We start from the raw sequence: 20,139 nt of genomic DNA, 5'->3' as shown, positions 1-20,139 counted from the left end.
GGACGGCCGTTCATGCAGCACCAGGTATTCTGAGGAACGAAGGATTTGCAAGCGATGAAATGCCACCGTTTATAAAAGCACTACGATATTAAATTTAGTGCGTTAGCAAAACAGATTAGCTTCGTTGAGCATTTCTTGGTTCTTCAAGCGTTCATTTACTAAAGGTATCTTGCTCATTTCCCCATTCCCCTTTTCACGGGTAATAATTTCTACAAACCAGAAAAATAAACCAAGTCTGACTTGATGAGCCCCAATAAATAATTGGATAAATTATACGTTCTTTAAATGTTTTTAGCTATTAGTTATTAATCTATCAATCAAAATATCAGTAATTTAATGCTGTGGTTTAATTTTTGTTTATACTGATTGAAAAAGATTATTAAAGTTTATATTTGATATAGCAAATGAGCAAATTTATGTTAACGAAAGTAGAGAATAAAAGCCTGGGAATTATATCAAGTGCTTTATCTGGTACAACAGGCGGCGCATTAATTGGTTCAACATTCGGTATAGCGGGCAGTGTAATTGGCGCTATTTTAGGAGGTTTTGTTACAGGTTATTCAGGCTATAAAAATGAAGATCAGGTAATCTTAAATCAGAATAAAAAAGTAAAGGTTTAATTGGACTGGTTATTCAGAACTTCATCTATTATCATAATAGGAGGAACGTTTGCCATTACTTACGTCTTAATTTTTCTGTACCAAAGGAGAATGAAAGAAGTTACACTCTTGGAACTAGGCAGTGTATTTTTCTCATCTTCATCAATTGTAGGCGGTTTGAAACTTATCTTCACAACCTTTAAGCTCTTAAATGAAAATCAAATAGAAAGCGATAAGTTGTATATTATTTACGGCGGCTTTTGTGTAATTTATATTTCTGCCTCATCTTTATATAAGAAAATTAAACAGCCCAACATTTTGAGTTAAAAGAAGTAGAAACGGTTCATGTCACCATGGTGAAAGAAGCCAGCCTCAATTTTTTCACCATGTAAGTCATAGAAGGAAATCTCAGAAGAGGATTCGTTCCGTCAAAAGTGAGCAGTCGTTAGTTTGAGTACACTTCATCTCTCCACCTAAACTACTAACCAACTAAACATTACTTTAACACAGGCTTTGCAAAGGGAATATTCTTTCCATAATAAACATCGCCAGGGATGTGATGCCCAGGATAAACCTGCGCAAGAATGTTATATAAAGCAGGATCATAAGCTTTTAAATCATCGGGCGTTTGAACCCTGGTATTGCCGTCTATAAATTCATAATTAGACCAAAACCACCACTGGCTTCCTTCAGCCCAATACTCCGCAACGGTGTTAATCGCGTACTGACCCTTATAAAGTCCTTTTTGTTTGGCTGCATCATAAGCTACCTGGATTTGTTTATAAAGCTCCGGATCGGCTACACGTAAGGCCGACATTACATTGTGGCTCCACTCATGTACCAGAATGTTTTCTCCATAATATTTGGTACCAGGAAAGCCTAAAATATTTTCTTCTGCAGCGGAGGTTTGAATGCCACCCATTCCACGGGCACGTTGATTCCAGTAACCTTTATCAGTCATGCTGGCAATACCTCCTGGTTTATTGTAATTTTCTCTTTCTATTGGCGTTAACCTTCCGTCAGAGAGTGCTGGTTTTTTCCAGTTGCTGTATTCAGGAAGGTCGGTTTGCATTTCAGACCAGGCCATGATCGATAGTCGCGCTTTCATACTAATCATCGCCTTGCGGATATCCGGGCGTTTAAGCAGCATATAATTAATTACATCTCGGGCAACCAATAAGGCTACATTTGAAACCTTTGCCGATGAAACAACAGGAATGCCGAAAGCATCCGTATATTTTTCATAAAACTTTGGATAATGGAGCGAATCGGGGGGAGTGCTGATGATGAGCTGTTCGAGACTGGAAACTAAAGGTTTTGCTGCTGGTTGCTCCTGAGCCTGAAGTTTGCTGCTGAGTAAGCATGTGGCAAATGCTAAGGTTGAATAGCAGAAGTGAATGTAAGATTTAGCCATTAGAGGATGTGATTGATGTTAAACAATGTACAAGATATTAATTTGATGCGCCTAAAACCATTTCTCTGACCTTAATTCTTGGCGAAACAAACAGGTATACGATAATGAAAAAACACAGCAGGCCGATAAAAAACCAATAGTAATCAGCGCCTTTAAACTGCGCGAAGAAACCGCCATTTGATATGCTTCTGTTGACGAGGGCCGTAAACAGGTTTCCGAGTGCTGTGGTTAATAACCAAATGGCAATCATGGTACTTTTCATCGATTTGCTGGCCTGGGTATAGGCATATTCCAAACCGGTAATGGAAACCAGAACTTCTGCCGCCGCTAAAATGGCATAAGCCAATATTTGCCACCAGATGCTGGGATGTTCACCTGCATCAATGCGCGACTGTATTAGCGCAATAATGACGAATGAAAGTGCAAGAAGAATTAATCCCGCACCAATTCTTCTTAATGGCGTAGTTTTTAGCCCGTTTTTATCGAGAAAAGGATAGAGCCAGTAATTAAATATGGGGATAAATACGAGTAGAAAGAATGGATTTACCGTTTGAATCTGTTCTGGCAACAGGTTAATGCCGAGGATGTGGCGATCCATTTTTGTAGCCTGCAATACCCATTCAGATAAGTTTTGATCCCAAAGTGCCCAAAAAATCGGAATAAAAGCAAAAACGGCCAAAACATTATATACCGTTTTCACATCTTCAACTTTCTGGTGATCGAATTTTCGTTTTGCAACGTCAAGCAAGGATTGATTCTTTTGTTTATCACGGAAATTGAAAAGTGCATAAATAGAAATGAAAACAAAATTGTTCTTGTTTACTCCAGAAGGAGGAACATTCACGTAAGTTTTTCTCCCCAGGAAAAATATAATCGTAGCCAGTGCCATCAATATACCTGGAATACCGAATGCCCATTTAGCGCCAAAACGATCATAAATCAGCGGAATTAAAATAGTATATAATACCGATCCGGCATTAATACTGAAATAAAACCAACCATAAACTTTAGAAACGAGATGCTTATTGTGGGTGGTAAACTGATCTCCAAGGTTGGCAGAAACACAGGATTTGATGCCGCCTGCACCAATGGCGATTAAGATCAAGCCGTATTTGAATTTTTCCAGATCATGATCAAATAAGGCCAGACATAAATGGCCCAGGCAATAAACTAACGATACATACATGATCACTTTGTATTTGCCGAAAAACCAATCGGCCATTAGACCGCCAACAAAAGGGAGTGCGTAGGCAAGTGAGACAAAAAAATGGGTTGTTTCGTTCGCTTTGGCCTCAGCGGTAACCTGCAAGGCCGGGTTTAAGCTGGGATTAAAGAAATGAAATACCAGAAAGGTAGCTAGAATAGATCTCATTCCGTAAAAGCTAAAGCGTTCAGCTCCTTCGTTGGCAATTATATATCCAATACTCTTAGGATAACCATTGGATTTTGTATCGGTTTTCTGCATTTTATAAAGTTGGCTTAATTAGCCTGATCATTCTTTACTAATTTTCACCCTATAATGCAGTATCTTATCCTGTTTAATAATATGAGCCAAAACGGACGACATTTTTTATCGCTTTTGCTACTTTTGGTTTAATTATTATTCATCATCACTATAAAAATAAAGCAGATGTTCCATACAAATGTCTATGTTGAGAGAAGGGCAGAATTGGCTCGGAAATTAAAAACGGGTGTACTCCTTTTTTTGGGCAATGAGGAAAGTCCGATGAACTATGCCGATAATACCTATAGCTTTCGGCAGGACAGCACATTTTTGTATTATTTTGGTATTGCACAACCAGGTTTATCGGCCATTATTGATCTGGATGAAAACCAGGAAATCATTTTTGGTAATGAGATGGGGATAGATGATATTGTGTGGATGGGAAGGCAGCAAACGCTTCAGGATAAGGCCCATTTGGTAGGCATTCAAAAGGTAAATCCAGTTCATCAGCTTAGCAGTTACTTAAGTGCAGCCCAGCTTAAAAAGCGGTCGATTCATTTTCTGCCTCCATACCGCGCCGAGAATAAAATTAAACTGGCTCAACTGTTAAATATGGAGGTTGGTCATTTGAAACAAGCTGTATCCACTCCATTTATTAAAGCTGTTATAGCCCAACGGGCAGTAAAATCGGCAACAGAAATAGCAGAAATAGCGCAAGCGGTGAATAACAGTATCGATATGCATTTGCTCGCCATGCGTAAAACCAAACCTGGGATGAAGGAGGAGGAAATAGCAGCACTGATTCATGGCGAGGCACTTAGAACAGGTGGAAATATTGCTTACCCCATTATATTGACCATCCATGGAGAGATTTTACACAACCATTTCCATGGAAATGTTATGCAGGAGGGGCAGATGGTGCTCAACGATTCGGGAATGGAAACAGCACTGGGCTATTGCGGAGATTTAACCAGAACTTTTCCTGTTGGAAAGAAATTTGATAGCAGGCAAAAAGAGGTGTATTCCATTGTGCAATCGGCTTTAGAAAATGCAGAAGCTGTATTGGCACCAGGTAAGCGATTTATTGATGTCCATTATGAGGCTTGTAAAACACTTGCTGAAGGGATGAAAGCAATGGGGCTAATGAAAGGCAACATGGATGAGGCCGTAGCAGCAGGTGCACATGCGCTTTTCTTTCAGTGTGGTACTGGCCATATGATGGGTCTCGACGTGCATGACATGGAAGATTTGGGCGAAGAATATGTAGGATATAGCGACACCCTGAAAAAAGAAACCTCCCTTTTTGGTTTAAAATCTTTGCGTTTGGGGCGGGAGCTGGAACCAGGTTTCGTATTTACCATTGAGCCTGGAATTTATATGATACCAGAATTGATCGACCTGTGGAGATCGGAAAGAAGGTTCGAATCGTTTATAAATTATGCTGAAGTTGAAAAATTTAAGGATTTCAGTGGGATACGATTAGAGAATAATTATGCCATGACTCAAGATAGCTACCAATTATTGGGTAAGCCATTGGCCATAAATATCGAAGACGTGGAAGAAATCAGAAATAGTGCTTATTAAATTTATATGACTTACCAGGAGAAATTACATGCCATTCGGGCGAAAATGCTCGAAAATAATATCAGTGCCTACATCATTCCTTCTTCAGATCCGCATATGAGTGAGTATGTGCCCGATCGCTTCAAATGTATTCATTTTACCTCTGGGTTTACAGGCTCGGCAGGCACATTGGTGATTACAGCAGATTTCGCAGGCTTGTGGGCCGATTTTCGCTACTTCGAACAGGCCAATGAACAACTTAAAGATACCGGATATGAGTTAGTGAAGTTGCAGGTACAGCATACACCAGAATATATTGCCTGGCTTTACGAAAGGTTACCGAATGGCACTCAGGTAGGCTTTGACTATCAATTGATGTCGATGGTATTAGGGGAGGAGATTAAAGCATCCTTAGCCTCCAAGGAAATTGAGATTAAAAATTTAGACTTGCTCAATGCTATCTGGGAGAACAGGTCAGAACTGCCTGCTGATCAAGCTACTTTGCTGCCGGAAGAAGATTGCGGACAAACCTTCGAAAGCAAGTTAGCTGATTTGCGAACAGCATTGAGAAAAGAACGGGCGGATGTTCATATATTATCAAGTTTAGATGATTTGGCCTGGCTTTTCAATATAAGAGGAAAGGATGTGAGCTATAATCCCGTAGTGCTTTGCTATGCCTTAATCACGTTAAATGAAATTACCTTATATATTAATGAAGGAAAATTAGTTGCCGCAGATTTACAGGTATTGGCAAAACGTGGAATTAAGGTGAAAGGATACAGTGAAGTTTATACTGATATTGCATCTTTGGACAATGCTTCGGTATTATTGGATGGAAAACGTACCTCTTATGCGTTTCTTACCACATTATCTTCAACAGTTACGGTAATCAGACAAACTAACCCTGCGGTGTTTCTTAAGTCAATTAAAAATAGCACGGAAGTTGAACACACAAGACGGGCTATGATTCAGGATGGTGTGGCTTTAACACGTTTTTTTAAATGGCTGGAAGAAAATATTGGGGAAATTAAGATTACGGAAATATCCGCTTCGCAGAAAATTAAGTCGTACCGTGAGCTTGGCGAAACCTTTGCCGGGCTAAGTTTTGCATCTATTGCAGGTTACGGACCTCATGCTGCTTTACCGCACTATAGCCCGAATGAGGACAGTGATTTGGAACTTCAGCCCAAGGGATTATTCCTGCTCGATTCTGGGGGGCACTATTTCTATGGTACAACAGACATTACCAGAACAGTTCCTTTAGGCCCCACTACTGAGGAGGAAAAAAGAGATTATACGCTTGTGCTTTCAGCGATGATATTTGGTTCGGCGGCAAAATTTCCAAAAGGTACCAGAGGGTATCAAATTGATGGAATTGTTAGGCAGCAACTTTGGCAGCAGGGAATTAATTACGGGCATGGAACAGGGCATGGAGTGGGTTACTACCTCAATGTTCATGAAGGTCCACAAAATATAGGTCCATCTAATGCTGCAGTTGCTGTTGATAAAGGGATGATCACATCGATAGAGCCGGGAATTTACCGACCGGGTAAACACGGCGTTAGAATCGAGAATCTGGTGCTTACTGTTGCTTCAACCACCACCGAATTTGGAGAATTCCTGGGATTTGAAACATTAACCTTAGCTTACATCGATACTTCTATTGTACTCACTGATTTGCTTTTACCAGCACAGATTGATTGGCTTAATGCCTATAATCAGTTGGTATTTGATCGATTGAAACCCCATTTAAGCACTGATGAGGCTTTCTGGCTTGCAGAAAAATGTAAGGCCATTTAGTTACAAACAGAAATAAGCCGGGACCTCATTAATCCCGGCTTATTTTATTTCCACTATTCTTTAGCTAACGATGTACCAGTTAATCTGATTTGGTATGGCCATTGTTCGTCATTTTCATCTTTTCCATCGGTAAGATGCTCCCAATGCGTAGTTGGTGCACCACTTACAATAAGCCAGAGATATGCTGTTTCTTTTGGAACGCTAAACTTAACAGAACCTTGAGTAGCCGAATTGATCTTCCCATAAATGCGTTGCCCATCTTTTTTTACCGCCAGAAAGCTGTATCGCCAGCCAGCAAACTGAGTATTTATTTTCCTAAATCTATCAGCACCCGCTATTCCCTTAAAATCTAATTTAATTTCGGTGCCAGCATTTGGGACCTTCAATTTTATGCCGTTGTAACCGTAATTCTGCGGGCAGTTTTCTGGTAATATTTGAAGCCAGCCATCTTTCAAAGAATCCAAGAGCGTACTGTGTTGGTTGGCATAAGATTTAGTGGCTATGCTGGCCTGGTCCAAATCCCAGGTGATAAATTTAGCAGCTGCCTCATGCATCTCATCATTAAACTTCTGCTGATTGGTGTTGGTAATTCGTTTGTAAGCCATAACCGGATCTTCACCCTTTAGTGCTTCCTGCCATAGCTTTCCAATAAATTTCACACCATGTTTATTGGCCCAATATTCCAATACATAAGGCGAATGATATTGGTTGGTTTCATGCAAAAAGGCGTAGTGTGTTTTCTTGAGGTAAGCTGTTAAATGGTAATTTTCAAAAGTCATCCATTCCGGGTAAACATGCCAAAGCATAAACTGAGAGGTCATTTCAAATATGGCCTGGCCTCTGCTGCCTTTAGCGGCAGAAGTAAAAGCCCAGGCACCATCGGCATTAACCAGATATTGGAAACAATGGCCAATTTCATGGGCTAATGCACCAAAAGGGGCTTTGCTAATACGGGCCAGGGGTGTCCAGGCAATGCCGATCTTGTTTTCTTCCCCACCACCAAAGGCCGTATTTTCTTTCCCTTTGAAAACGAAAATTAAAAGTTTATATCGATCGGTAACCGATTTTCCCTTATTTACAAAACCCAGTGTATCCACATAAAAATTGTAAAAGCGATCACACTCCTTTAACACCTGCGCCATATCTAAACGGAGGGTGGGGTCGGGATTTTTAGAGAGGTCACTTCCAAATGCTTTAGACCAAAAAATAGCCAGATTGTTCGATTCCACAATTCGCTTGTAACTATATTCATGCTCATCGTTGTTGAAATCGTTTCCTTCGGGTACCATCCAAATTTTGGCAGGAATGTAAAGCTGTTTTTTAGCCGTATCTGAAACTTTTTCATTGTTCTGACCTCTTGCCGTTAGGCAAAAAAACATCAGCAAAATTAATCCCAGAGCAATAGCAGGAGGGAAGGTAGAACAGCGCATGAATTTGCTGCCAGTTTGTGCATGCTTAAGGCAGGTAGAACGACGCATATATTGATTGTGTGTTAAAATGGAGTGATTTATAAAAAAAAGAAAACCCAGAATCGGTTTCTTCCGACCTGGGTTTCATTATTAACCAACCTAACTAAGGTTTTTTTGTAATTGCGGGTATTTGAATGGTTACAGTATAACTGCCCGCAGATAATGCTTTAAAACCAAAGAAAACAGGGTTGGCGTTTCTGTTCTCAACGGTAAATCTGGCAGGTATTCTGTAGTAGTTTCCTGTTCCGTTATTTCCATCTTTAATAGGGAAACCATTAGGCAGATCTATAAATTCCCATTCAAGCGCTGTATTGGTTCTTACTACTGGAAAATAAGGGTTCATTTGCGAAAAGTTACCCCGGTCTCCCCTGGTTACCACCTGGCCCGCAGAAGGGTCGAATGTTGCCCCGTTTTTGTCTAAAAATACAAATCTGATCTTGTTTGGCCCTTTGTTATCGTAAGTAATGGTTACGGGCAAAGGCGATTGTCCACTAAATCCAGTTTCTGTATCCGGATCAGAGGTAGTAAAAAATGGTCCTGCATCGAGTGCAAAGTGTGCTTTAGGCAGTAACTGTATCCTGCAGGCATTTAAGATGTCGCGTGTACCTTTAACGTTGGATACCCTTACATCAATTACATAATTACCGGTAGCTACATTTGCTGTTGCCTGCGATAAAGATATTCTGCCGCCAATTTCGCTAACTTCTAAAGGTAGAGCAGGTTTGAGTACAATCTTCTTATTTACAAGCGCTACTGTAGAATCAGCACTGGTAATTTGACCAAGAAACTGTTTGATGGTAAATTCTTTGAGCATATCTGGCGCGGGCTGTCCGGTATCCATATTTCTAACCGCCAATAATTTTACCGTTACCGGGCCGGTGGTACCGTCCAGTTCTATGGCTTTAGAGTTCACTACATTTCCCTGCGTAGCAATGAGCGGATTTGGCGTATAATACATGTAATCGCTGATAAAGCCTTTACTTACCTTTTTGCAACCAAATAAAATGCCCATTAAAGCAAGAACAGATAGGGATGAAATGATAAATATTTTTTTCATGATTGTTTCTGTTGTGATTCCTTAGAACCTGATGAATGTATGGGTATTACTTAACACATGGAGCATCCCGCCGGATGAGGGTTCAATTCCGGTAGTTTGGCATTGTGCCTTTAAATCGATGTTTGGATCGTTAGGCTGCACGGTTGAGTTGGGGGGATCCAGACCACCCCTTACTTTGATGTAGTAGAGGTAGTAAATGGGGCTCGACGACCAGGATTCGCCGGGTTTTGGCTGCAAGATTCTTTGAAACGCAGTTTGCGTATTTGCCGCATTGGCCACCAGGGTTGGCTGTAATGGGGCAGTAGTTAATTCTATGCGTGATTTTGATAAGTATATGCGTAATGAATCGGCTTTAATATCATTGTACATATTGGTTAAGGTGTAAGTATTGTTTTCATTAATCCTTCTAACCGAATCTCTTTTCAGCCTGATATAGTTGTTGATGGAATAGTTGGTGGGTGCAAAGAAAGTGGCAGCACCATTCACCTCATCTTTCATATTGTAGTGATCGATAACCATAATGAGCGTATCAAACAAATGATATTTGTGCTGCTTTAAATATTCATAAGTGGTTAACGGACTCTTGGCCTCACTTAACCCTCCATCAGTTAAATAATTACTCTTTTTGCAACTTGTAAAATATGCCAGCCCCAGGCTACATATTATAAAATACAACAGTTTATTTTTCATGGTCTTATAACTTGGAGCTCCAGAAAGGAGTTTGAGTCAATCTTTTGTTAATATTCATTAAAGCAGGGTCTAGTGGCCAGTAATATTTGCCTGCATCGAAATCGGCCTTCGTCATTTTTTCTGCTCCGAATTTCATTATCCCCGTTTTTTTACCCAGTCTAACTAAATCGTAAAAGCGGTGCCCTTCCAGAAAAAGCTCTCTACCACGTTCATCTATAATTCCCTCGAACAGATTTGCATTGGTACCTGTCCAGGCACCTAAACCCGCAATAGAACGGACCTCATTAAGTACTGCTCTGGCCTGATCAAATTGGCTTAGTGCCGCCAATGATTCTGCTTTTAGTAATTTAATATCGGCCAATCTAAAAATGATGATGTTATTATGAGCAACTGCAGTAATTACGTTTTGTCCGTTAACATAAGTAATGTTGGAGTATTTAATACACAATGGATCAGTAGAATTGGTTAAAGCGAAAGCAGTCTTGAATCTTTTATCATCGGTGCTGCTATAGAGTGTATTAAGGGTATTAATATTCAATGGGAAAATTGAATTACCTGTATTGGTGGTAAGGTATGGGCTTTTTAAGGTGAAATTTGCAATGCCGCCAACACTTCCTTCATTTTCATCGCTTTGTGCAATTTCAAAAATACCCTCGGTTGATTTTCCCTTATATATGCTGAGGTAGTTATCTCTGTTTACATACTGATAATAATTTTGATCAATGATTTTATCGGTAGTGGCATTACAGTTTTGATAATCACCCTGCCAGGCATACAAATGAGCTAACAGGGCGTATGCTGCACCTTTATTAGCCCTTACCGCCCGATTCCCTGAATTAGCGTAATCCCAGCTTAACAGATTAATGGCGGTGTTTAAATCGCTCAGGCACTGTGCTATTACATCTGCAGCTTTGCTTCTTGGCAAATCAACAGCTTCGGTAATTGCACCTGTTTGGGTAACCAATGGAATATCGCCCCAAATTCTGGTCATGTAGAAATAGTTAAATGCCCTTAAAAAATAGGCTTCTCCCAGCAAGTTGTTTTTAGCAGCTGCTGAAGCAAATTTGTCATCGGCAATGGTGGGGATGAACTTAATGCAGCGATTGGCCTGGTCTATAGCGCTATAAAAAGTATCATATCTTCTCATTTGCATCATTCTATCCCAGGTTTCGGCCGATGGAACAGATATTGCCCATTCCATTCTGAAAACATTGTCGAAACGGTATGACCCGGCAGATGCAAATTCATCTGTAGGTAAATCGCCATAGGCATAGAATGCTAGTCCATCGGCCTTATTGAGTGTTTTTCTAACTAAGGCGTAGCCTGCTGCTACCCCTTTATCAGCATCACTTTCATTTTTCCAGAAAGTAAGATCGGTAGATACACTAATGGGTTTCTCATCTAAAAATTTTTTACATGAGCTTGCCATGCCTATCCCGATTGCACAACATATATATATCGTAAGTTTTTTCATTTTGAGTAGGATTAAAAGGTTAAATCAATGCCGAAAGTGTATTTTTTAGGAATTGGATAATCGTTTCCTCCCGAATATCCATCTACACCCACAGCTTCCGGATCAGGTACAGTAGAATTAGACCATACCTTAACATTGTCCATAACCCCATAAAAGCGGATTAGCCTCATGCCAATTTTTTTGGTGAATTTTTCAGGTAAGGTGTAACCTAATCTGATGTTTTTGATACGCAAAAAGCTTGCATCTTCAATGTACATACTTTGGCCAATGTGCCATTTATCTACGTTATTGGTTATTAATCCAGGGTATTTGGCAATATCACCCGGTTTAGACCAAAAATCAGAAACATTGAAGTTGGAGGCAGGGCCGGAGCGTGGCCCCCATAACACATATGGGTTATTTGTTCCGGCATCCTGAAGTTTATCAGACAGGTATCCGTTACGCAGGCTACGGCCAGAAATGAAGGTAAGCAACACATCAAGTGAGAATCCTTTATAAGAGAAGGAGTTGTTCATCCCCCCCGTGATATCCGGGTTCGGATTGCCATAAGAGACGTAGTCGTTATAATCGATGTTGTAATCGCCGTTCTGGTCTACTCTCGCCGGATCACCAGCGCTGAACTGACTTCCACCAAACTGAGTAATTCTTCTTCCCGTTTTCGGATCCACAGGAACATCCGTATCTCTTGAATAAATTCCATTTACCTCCCAAACTTTATAGGTAAATAAAGGCTCACCCACGCTTAAGGTTTGTTGCAACCAGGGTGGTCCAAAGGTGAAATCTCTTCCCCCATTTGGAAGTTTGGTAATGTAGTTGTCGTTATAGGCAATGTTGAAATTCGTTATCCACTGAAATTTAGAAGTTGGTGCAAAATTCCGTGTGGTTAAGGTAAATTCTATACCTGTATTACGTAAATCAACGTAATTGTTAGAGGTTAGTGAATAACCCGTTGTTAATGGAACGGATACATCGAATACCTTACTTTTGGAATCGCGGATATAATAATCTGCAGTTAAGGTTATTCTGTCTTTTAGCAATCCTAAGTCTATACCTGCATTAAACTGAGGACTTCTTTCCCAGCTAATAGATGTTGCAGAGGCGGCACCATAATAGTCGGGGTACAATACCTGAGTTCCGTTATAAGTAGTTTGTGCACCACCCTGACCATTTCCAAGCACTGAAGTAGGGTAATTGGCATTGGCAATTAAAGATTGATATTGCGCATAATATGCACCGGGGTCATTACCCGTTATACCATAACTTGCTCTGAATTTTAAATAGGATACAATGTTTTTTGCCGGGCTAAAGAAACTTTCTTCAGAGGCGTTCCAGCCGGCAGAAACTGAGGGGAAAGAACCCCAACGGCTGTCGGCACTATATCTTGAGGATGCATCAGCACGGTAAACGGCCTGAAATAAATACTTTCCTTTATAATCGTACACAAAACTTCCCATCCACGATAAACGCGAACGTTGCTGTATGGTATTGCTGGCATATAGATTCGGACCAGAAGCAATGCCGGCTACGGTTTTAACCGCATCTGCATTTCCAACACTGCTACTGTAAGTATTGTTAGCTATATTTTTCTCCATCCCCTGAAGTAATACGAAATTGAAGTTATGTCCGCTTTTTAGCGATTTGAAATAGTTGATTGTATTTTCAAGTTCCCAACGGTTGGTTTGATTTACCCATCCATAAGCCTCATTCTGGCCGCTTGAGCTCAATAAACTAGGCTTGAAATAACTTCTGGTGTTGTTGAAAATGTTGTAAGAGATAGTACTTTTAATGTTTAAACCTGGCAAAACGGTGTACTGCGCCATGGTATTTCCGTTCAAACTGGTCGTTTTATCGTCATCACGAAGTTCTTCATACCTACCAGTATATAATTCTTCCTCAGCAGTACCTATTTTCCAAAAAGAGGAGGGAAATCCCCAGGTGGTAAATGGATATTTATTTTGATCGCCCTGGCCATGTTTAGCCTTTGTTAACCCAACAAATAAGTTGGTTTGTACCAGTAGTTTACTGGTTGGCGATACCTGGAAAAACAGGCTTGGCGTGATGCGGTTAATATCGTACCCTTTCATTACACCTTCTTCATAATAACGGTTGAAAGAAAATCTGTATGAATACTTATCGGTTGCTCCGGCTATACTTGCATCAACATTGCTGATGTTACCTGTTTGGAGAAATAAACCCTGCCAATCAGTATTGTTGTTAAACGCAGTATTTAAACTATCGGTTAACATCATGTTTAAATCTCTCAAGCTGTTGTAAAGTCCGTTACCCCCATAAAGCAGATCCATTTTTAATCTTCTTTCTGCTGTTCCTGTTTGGATAGGTTTTAGAGCTGGTTTGTTAGCGATACCGAAATAACTGGCCACTCTGATTTGTGGAGGTGCACCTACCTGGGCCCGTTTAGTTTTAACAATGATAACGCCATTAGCTGCGCGGGCACCATAAACAGCCGATGCGGATGCATCTTTGAGTACATCTACAGATTCAATATCATTTGGATTGATGGCTTGTAAGGGACTGCTTCCGTAAGCGGAGCCGATATCGTTTACGTCGTAAATTACCCCGTCTATTACGTATAATGGGGAGCTGCTCTGGCCTAAGTTTACATTACTCGCTCCACGAATATTAACAATGTTATTTCCGCCCGGTTCGCCAGAGGTACTCAGGATAGTTAAGCCTGCAACTCTACCTTGTAACATGGCATCAAACGTAGAGTAGGGAGTATTTTCGAAATCCTTACCCTTTACAGATGATATGGCTCCAGCGGTGTTTTTTCTTTGAATATTCTGATAACCTATGGCAACAACTTCGTCTAGTGAGTTATCATCTTCAGCCAATTCGATACTAATGTTCGTTTTTCCCGCTGCCGAAACTTCTTTGGTTTTAAAGCCCACAATGCTAATGCTCAAAGTTGTCGACCCTTCCTTTAATGCGAGTGTAAAAGCCCCCTTATTGTCTGTTGAAGTTCCATTAGTTGTACCCTTTTGTTTAACGGATGCCCCGGGTATGGGCTGGTTTTTTCCATCGGTTACCGTGCCGGTAATTCTGGTTTGCGCGAAGGTTACAAAGGGCATCATGAGAAATATGATGATACCTAATAACTTACCACGCCTCATAGTAAGGTTAAATTTCATTAGCTTGCTGATTAGTTTAAATGTTAGGTTAACGTTTATAAATTTAGCATTGTAATGCCTTGATAATAAAGATGATTTTACCTGATTCAAATCGTTTTTTAACCAGTACGAGTCATCGTGATTGCGAAGCTGGACTTATAAGCGCTAAACCTGGTTTGTGATTATGTTTCCACCGCCAAGGCACGAAGGAGCCAATGATTTTTCTGATTATATCGCATTAAGATTCCCTCCTGCGAGGGAATGACGGTTACCGAGGGATTATGCATCATGCTAACCACCGACCCAACAGAACCGTCTTTCCCAAGTACGCCCTCCGGCCTAGCAGCATTTCGCCGGATAGGACATTCGAATGTTTGCAGTTTCAGAAGGGGGTACCCAATGTCCAAGGGAATAAGCAGCGAGGGTTGGCATGTAGCCCAACGGCTTAAGCCTCTTATTTTCGACGAGCTCAGACTGACACCATTTTGCTTAAGTTAACAGCATTGGGGACCTACAACTAGATAAGATAAGAGACTAACTAAAAAACTCCCTATTTCATATGATTGAAATAGGGAGTTGAGGTAGAGAGCGTTTATTACAAGTTATTTTACTGCCCATTCATGCACACCAGTGGCATGCTCGGCGGGAAGTTGAATTTCCATTCTTATTGCAGTCGTATTTACAGGCTTAAATTTTACAGTGTTAAATTTGTCCTTACTGATTTCATAAGGTGTGATCGTTTCAACGGGAATCCATTGTTCGCCTTTTTTATACAGTAATTTATAGGCAACCGGAATTCTACAGCCTCCCCAGGGGCTATCATCATACCAATAAACCTTCGATTCGCTTACCCTTTGCTCTGCAGCAAAATCGTATTGTATAAACTCATTGGTATTTTTTGCCGGCCACCAGTGTAAATAGGGGAAGTTGGTATCTTTAGAATCTGCGGGTTCATATTGATCTTTAATGGCAGAGAACATTCTTTTGTTTTTAAGAGATGCAGATACTTTACTGGTACTGGCAATGGTTGGTGCTGGTTTTGGTCTGGCTGCCGATTGTTCATAAGGTATCCAAACGGTCATCTCACTTGGTCCCCGGTTTGCCCAGGCATAATAGGGTATAGCTTTAACATTTTGCTCTACTACTAAAAGGCTATCACTGTTTAATTGTCTTTTGGTGCTTTGACCGGTAATATTAATCACACCAACGCCGTTCAAAAGTTTTTCATCATAATGCGCAGTTGCGATTGCATTTTTATCAATCATGATATTTTGAACCAAACTATCTTTGTTGTCAGGTCCTTCGAGGCAATAAACCACAGGACCACGTTCAAGTACAAAGCGCGAAGCATCATCCTTTACCTTACTGTTGGCAATCACCTTATCCGTTTCCATCGGTAGGATTAAAGAAATCTGATCGCCTTTTTCCCATTTTCTGGTTAACACAGCATAACCTTTCTCCGTTGCGAATGAAGTGCTTTTACCATTAATTGAAATACTGATCGGAGTTGATTTTTTATCTAAGAAAGCATAAAGATCACCTGGTGATGCTTCTTCATTTGCCCAACCCGGAATTCGGAGGCGTACTGTAAAATCGGCGGTTTTTTCTGGATTTACACGGATATTTACCTCTCCTTTCCAGGGATATTCTGTAGTTTGAGTAATTTCTACAGGAGTGGCATCCAGCACGATTTTACTCGTATTACCCATAAATAAATTGATGTAGAGGTTGTTTTTGTTTTGAGCGTATACATAACCCGGTAGTGAGGGTAAGAACCGTGCCAGGTTGCTGATGCAGCAGGCACAGCTAATCCAGGCACTACGCTGGTGCTGAAACATAGAGGCCAATGGGTTGGGATAGAAAAAACGGTCGCCACTTAAAGAAACGCCAGATAACAGACCATTATACAAGGTTCGTTCCAGTACATCAACGTATTTAGCATCGCCATGTAGCAGAAACATTCGCTCATTCCAGTACACATTGCCAATGGCAGCACAAGTTTCTGCATAGGCCGACATGTTGGGAAGTTGGTAGGCTTCACCGAAAGCCTCACCCGCGCCAGTTGCGCCAATACCGCCAGTAATGTAAAGTTTTTTGTTAACTACGTCTCCCCAAATGTCATCAATGGCAGAAAGGTATTTCGTGTCGCCAGTGAGCGCAGCAATATCTGCCATCCCCGTGTACATATAAGCTGCCCGCACGGCGTGGCCAACTGCTTCATGCTGATCGACTACGTGCTTATGGGCTTGGTTGTAAGGATCGCCCTTTGGCCCCCTTACATCAAGAAAAAATTTGGCCAGGTCTAAATATTTTTTATTTGCCGTAACGCGATACATTTTAGAAAGACCAATTTCTACAATCTGGTGTCCCGGGTAGGCTTCAATTTTTCCAGGCCCAAAGGTTTTTACCAAGAGATCTGCATTTTTAATGGCAATATTTAACAAGCTTTTTTTACCGGTAGCCTGGTAATGGGCAACCGCTGCTTCATAAAGGTGGCCAGCATTATAAAGTTCGTGACTTAATATTTCTTCTTTTTCCCAACGTTTAGCGCCAATCCATTCGTGTGGCTTTTTGGCGTTTACCGTTCTAAAAGTAAATAGATAGCCATCTGGCTCCTGGGCCGCTCCAATAATGGTAACCAGGGTATCGATATAAGTTTCCAGTTTTGGATTCTTTTTATTTTGAATAGCGTAAGATGCACCTTCAATTGCTTTGTAAACATCTGTATCATCAAAAGGGAATTCGCTCATTTTATCTCCGCTGAGCTTTTTTCCAGCCCTTAAAAAATTATCCATGCGGCCATTAGCCTTACATTGGGCAATTACATAGGGTATGGTTACATTGGCATTAACTTCCATTTTGGGTTGCCAAAAATTATCGTGTACATGCACTTTTGTGAAAGCAACAGGCTGTATAGGATAATCTTTCTGCTGACCCCAAACATTAAATGTTAATGAGGTTAACAATGTGCAACATATCAATAATGTTTTTCTTTTATTTTTCATGCCAGGTTCTTTATTATGCAGTTGTGTGTGTAAATCTTACTGAGCTTTAACAGCTGATTATTAATATACCAAGTTATAATAAATGTTAGTATAACGATTATTCTTTTTTTGCAGGTGATAGCAAGATTTTAACATAATGAGCCCTGCTCCCCGCCTAATTTAGGAGGGGTAGGGGGTGGTTAATTGTATTTCACTAGTTCATAACTCTGTTCCCTGGTTGTAGCGTCTCCAATGCTATTAAGTTAAGCAAAATGATGTCCTGACTGAGCTTGTAGAAGACCTTCTTAATAAGTCGAAACTAAAATGAATTGCCATTCGACAGGCTCAGGATTGACAATACATTTTAGTTTTCTCCTTAACTTAATAGCATTGATAGCGTCTCGCTACGACCTAATAGTTTCCTTTTCTTCTCGGCCGAAATAGCTTATTTGTTTATTCGCATGCTTATATTTTTCTTCTATGGCTTATATGGTTAAAAAGTTTTATGGGTTATGTTTTAATGGATGCTGCGCTAAGCCTCTCTTTCTGTGTGAAAACCTGGTGTTCTTCATGGTTAAAAGTGTTATGGATTGCGAGTCTAGGCGCAGCCCCCCCCCGCCACCACACAAGCTTTCGCACCCCATGCGCACTGAGGGAAATCGTTAATAGCAATGCTCCTTTTGCTGTTTAAACCTGATTAAAGCGGGCACGCAGTAAAGCGGAAAAGCAGGACTGGCACAACATAGAACCACTGGTATTGCTTTTCAAGCCAAAGAAAGAAGGGTTACGAGATTGACATTTTATTCAACCCGTAAAAGAATTAATCAGCTGATACCTCCAGATCCATGACCCGTAGCTCAGAGAACATCAATGAGATTAATGAACAATCTGCCATATTGTCCCTGAGCCACGGAACACTGAAGGAGCCCGAAGCTGGTATGAAACAGCCCTCCGGTTAACCCATAAGTTTAAAAAGAGGTAGGGTACGACATTAGCAGTTATGCGCCTAAACTCGTAACCCGCATCACGTAACCCGTAACCAAACTACTGTCTGGTTCCTGCCTTATAATACAGTTCGGCAAGGGTTTTTTGATATCCTGCAATCATACTTTCCTGTTTAATTTTCATATCGATTAATTTGGTTTCCCTGCTATTAATCAAGAAAAGGGTACTTTCTCCTAAAGTAAACTTTTGGTTTTCCCCGTTAACCAGAATCTGCTGGTTCTCTATACTTTTAGTTTGAACCCTTAATTGAGAGGAGTAGGCCGATAAATCATTAAAAGAGGCAACAATGTTGTTCCTGATTTCTCTTCCCGACTGTTGAAGGTCATAGTTAAGCTCTTGCTGTTTGATTTTCACTTCACGCAGTTTCCCTCTTTCGGCCCTTAAAAAAAGAGGAAAGGAAAATTCAATCCCCAGTTTATAATTGCTCCAGTTAAAGTCGTAATAGCCAGGAATATTGCTGTTGAAGCTGGTTCTGCTGGATATTAAATTACCCATGAGGTTTAGCTTGGGTTTAAGCATTTCCTGTCTGTAGGATCTTTCAATTGCCAGCTGCTCTCCCTTGGTTCGCAATTTGACCAGTTCGGGATGATAATCTACGGCTTTTCCCATTAGGGTATCTAAAAGCAATGGGCTAGGCTTGGTTATGGTTTCAAATATGCTCTGTGGCACAGCCTCTTCAGGAAGTTCAAGGGGAGTTCCACGCTCATCCCAAAGGTGGTTTGACAATACTAATCTCGCATTTTGCAGTTCAATGGCTGTTTTTTCCTTTTGGATAATGCGTTCCTGTACAGTGATATAAGCCTCAACCGAATCAATTCCCGGTTTATCGCCAATGAGTGTTTGGGCACTCAAAGCTTTAAACCTACGCTCTGCCAAATCTACACCTTCGTTAATCAGCTTAAATTGTTGATAAGCATAGTACCAGTTCCAATAATCTTTTACTATGTTGTACCAAACACTGTTAATTTGCTTTAACTGATCGGCTTCTGCATATTGAACCATTATTTTCGATTGTCGCAGTGTATTTCTACGTGCATCAATAACCAAGCCCTGCCCCAGAGGAATGCTTAAGCCAATGGCAGAAAGACCATTGTTGTTGGTTCGGCTTTCGGGATCAACATGCATTCCAACATTGCGGTCATAGCCAATTTTTAAGTCGGCACCAGCCAGCCATAGCGGAATTTTAAGTTCACTATTCCACCTGTTGTAATAAGTAGTATTTCCAAAAAGCTTTTGGTTAAAACCCGCTTTTAATGCCGGATCAAAGTATCCCAATGATTGCAATACATTTGCCCTGGCTGCTTCGCTTAACAAGGCCGCCTGTTTAATGATGGGATGATATCTGAATACCAATAGCTGTAAGTCGTCTAGCGCAAAAATCTTCGCTGTATCTGTATCAAGCCTAACTCCTTGTGGCTTTTGTACTTGTGCCCAACCTGTTTTAATTCCAATAATAGAGAACAGCAGAAATATAGCTATTGAAAATCGCTTTAATATTATATTCATTTAATT

The 20,139-nt window shown here is 40.6% G+C and carries 12 protein-coding genes; 3 read left to right on the top strand and 9 right to left on the bottom strand.

Features of this window, described 5'->3' with window-relative positions:
- The first annotated feature begins 416 nt into the window (after window positions 1-416).
- Complete coding sequence (locus BMX11_RS06870) at window positions 417-620, top strand: hypothetical protein (RefSeq protein WP_090882793.1); 204 nt, start codon at window positions 417-419, stop codon at window positions 618-620.
- A gap of 475 nt (window positions 621-1,095) precedes the next feature.
- On the opposite strand, the gene BMX11_RS06860 is transcribed toward BMX11_RS06870, so the two are convergent.
- Entirely contained in the window at window positions 1,096-2,013 is a 918-nt protein-coding gene (locus tag BMX11_RS06860) for a glycoside hydrolase (protein ID WP_217643814.1), read from the bottom strand.
- 37 nt (window positions 2,014-2,050) lie between these two features.
- Window positions 2,051-3,478 (bottom strand): POT family MFS transporter, encoded by a 1,428-nt coding sequence (locus tag BMX11_RS06855; RefSeq protein WP_090882789.1) that lies wholly within the window; start codon window positions 3,476-3,478, stop codon window positions 2,051-2,053.
- A gap of 165 nt (window positions 3,479-3,643) precedes the next feature.
- On the opposite strand from BMX11_RS06855, the gene BMX11_RS06850 reads away from it, so the two are divergent.
- Entirely contained in the window at window positions 3,644-5,041 is a 1,398-nt protein-coding gene (locus BMX11_RS06850) for an aminopeptidase P family protein (protein WP_090882787.1), read from the top strand.
- 6 nt (window positions 5,042-5,047) lie between these two features.
- Window positions 5,048-6,820, top strand: coding sequence for an aminopeptidase P family protein (locus tag BMX11_RS06845; protein WP_090882785.1), 1,773 nt, complete (start codon window positions 5,048-5,050; stop codon window positions 6,818-6,820).
- 53 nt (window positions 6,821-6,873) lie between these two features.
- Here BMX11_RS06845 and BMX11_RS06840 read toward each other — a convergent pair whose 3' ends face one another.
- The 7 genes from BMX11_RS06840 to BMX11_RS06810 all read right to left on the bottom strand — a co-directional run bounded on the left by BMX11_RS06840 (window position 6,874) and on the right by BMX11_RS06810 (window position 20,133).
- Window positions 6,874-8,199, bottom strand: coding sequence for a DUF6055 domain-containing protein (locus BMX11_RS06840; protein ID WP_139180138.1), 1,326 nt, complete (start codon window positions 8,197-8,199; stop codon window positions 6,874-6,876).
- Window positions 8,200-8,392: 193 nt separating this feature from the next.
- Window positions 8,393-9,346: a hypothetical protein gene (locus tag BMX11_RS06835; protein WP_139180137.1), complete on the bottom strand. Its 954-nt coding sequence runs from the start codon at window positions 9,344-9,346 to the stop codon at window positions 8,393-8,395.
- A gap of 21 nt (window positions 9,347-9,367) precedes the next feature.
- Complete coding sequence (locus BMX11_RS06830) at window positions 9,368-10,036, bottom strand: hypothetical protein (protein WP_090882780.1); 669 nt, start codon at window positions 10,034-10,036, stop codon at window positions 9,368-9,370.
- Between the two features lie 4 nt (window positions 10,037-10,040).
- On the bottom strand, window positions 10,041-11,510 hold the full coding sequence (locus BMX11_RS06825; protein ID WP_090882778.1) for a RagB/SusD family nutrient uptake outer membrane protein: 1,470 nt from the start codon (window positions 11,508-11,510) through the stop codon (window positions 10,041-10,043).
- Between the two features lie 11 nt (window positions 11,511-11,521).
- Window positions 11,522-14,659, bottom strand: coding sequence for a SusC/RagA family TonB-linked outer membrane protein (locus BMX11_RS06820; RefSeq protein ID WP_090882776.1), 3,138 nt, complete (start codon window positions 14,657-14,659; stop codon window positions 11,522-11,524).
- A 581-nt stretch (window positions 14,660-15,240) separates the two neighbouring features.
- Window positions 15,241-17,643, bottom strand: coding sequence for a glycoside hydrolase family 127 protein (locus BMX11_RS06815; protein WP_090882774.1), 2,403 nt, complete (start codon window positions 17,641-17,643; stop codon window positions 15,241-15,243).
- Window positions 17,644-18,666: 1,023 nt separating this feature from the next.
- On the bottom strand, window positions 18,667-20,133 hold the full coding sequence (locus BMX11_RS06810; RefSeq protein ID WP_090882772.1) for a TolC family protein: 1,467 nt from the start codon (window positions 20,131-20,133) through the stop codon (window positions 18,667-18,669).
- Between the last annotated feature and the right edge of the window lie 6 nt (window positions 20,134-20,139).

It is taken from the genome of Pedobacter rhizosphaerae, assembly GCF_900111155.1.
Lineage (GTDB): Bacteria > Bacteroidota > Bacteroidia > Sphingobacteriales > Sphingobacteriaceae > Pedobacter > Pedobacter rhizosphaerae.
Note: the sequence above shows the minus strand (reverse complement) of the source record. Positions and strands in the feature narration are given on the sequence as shown.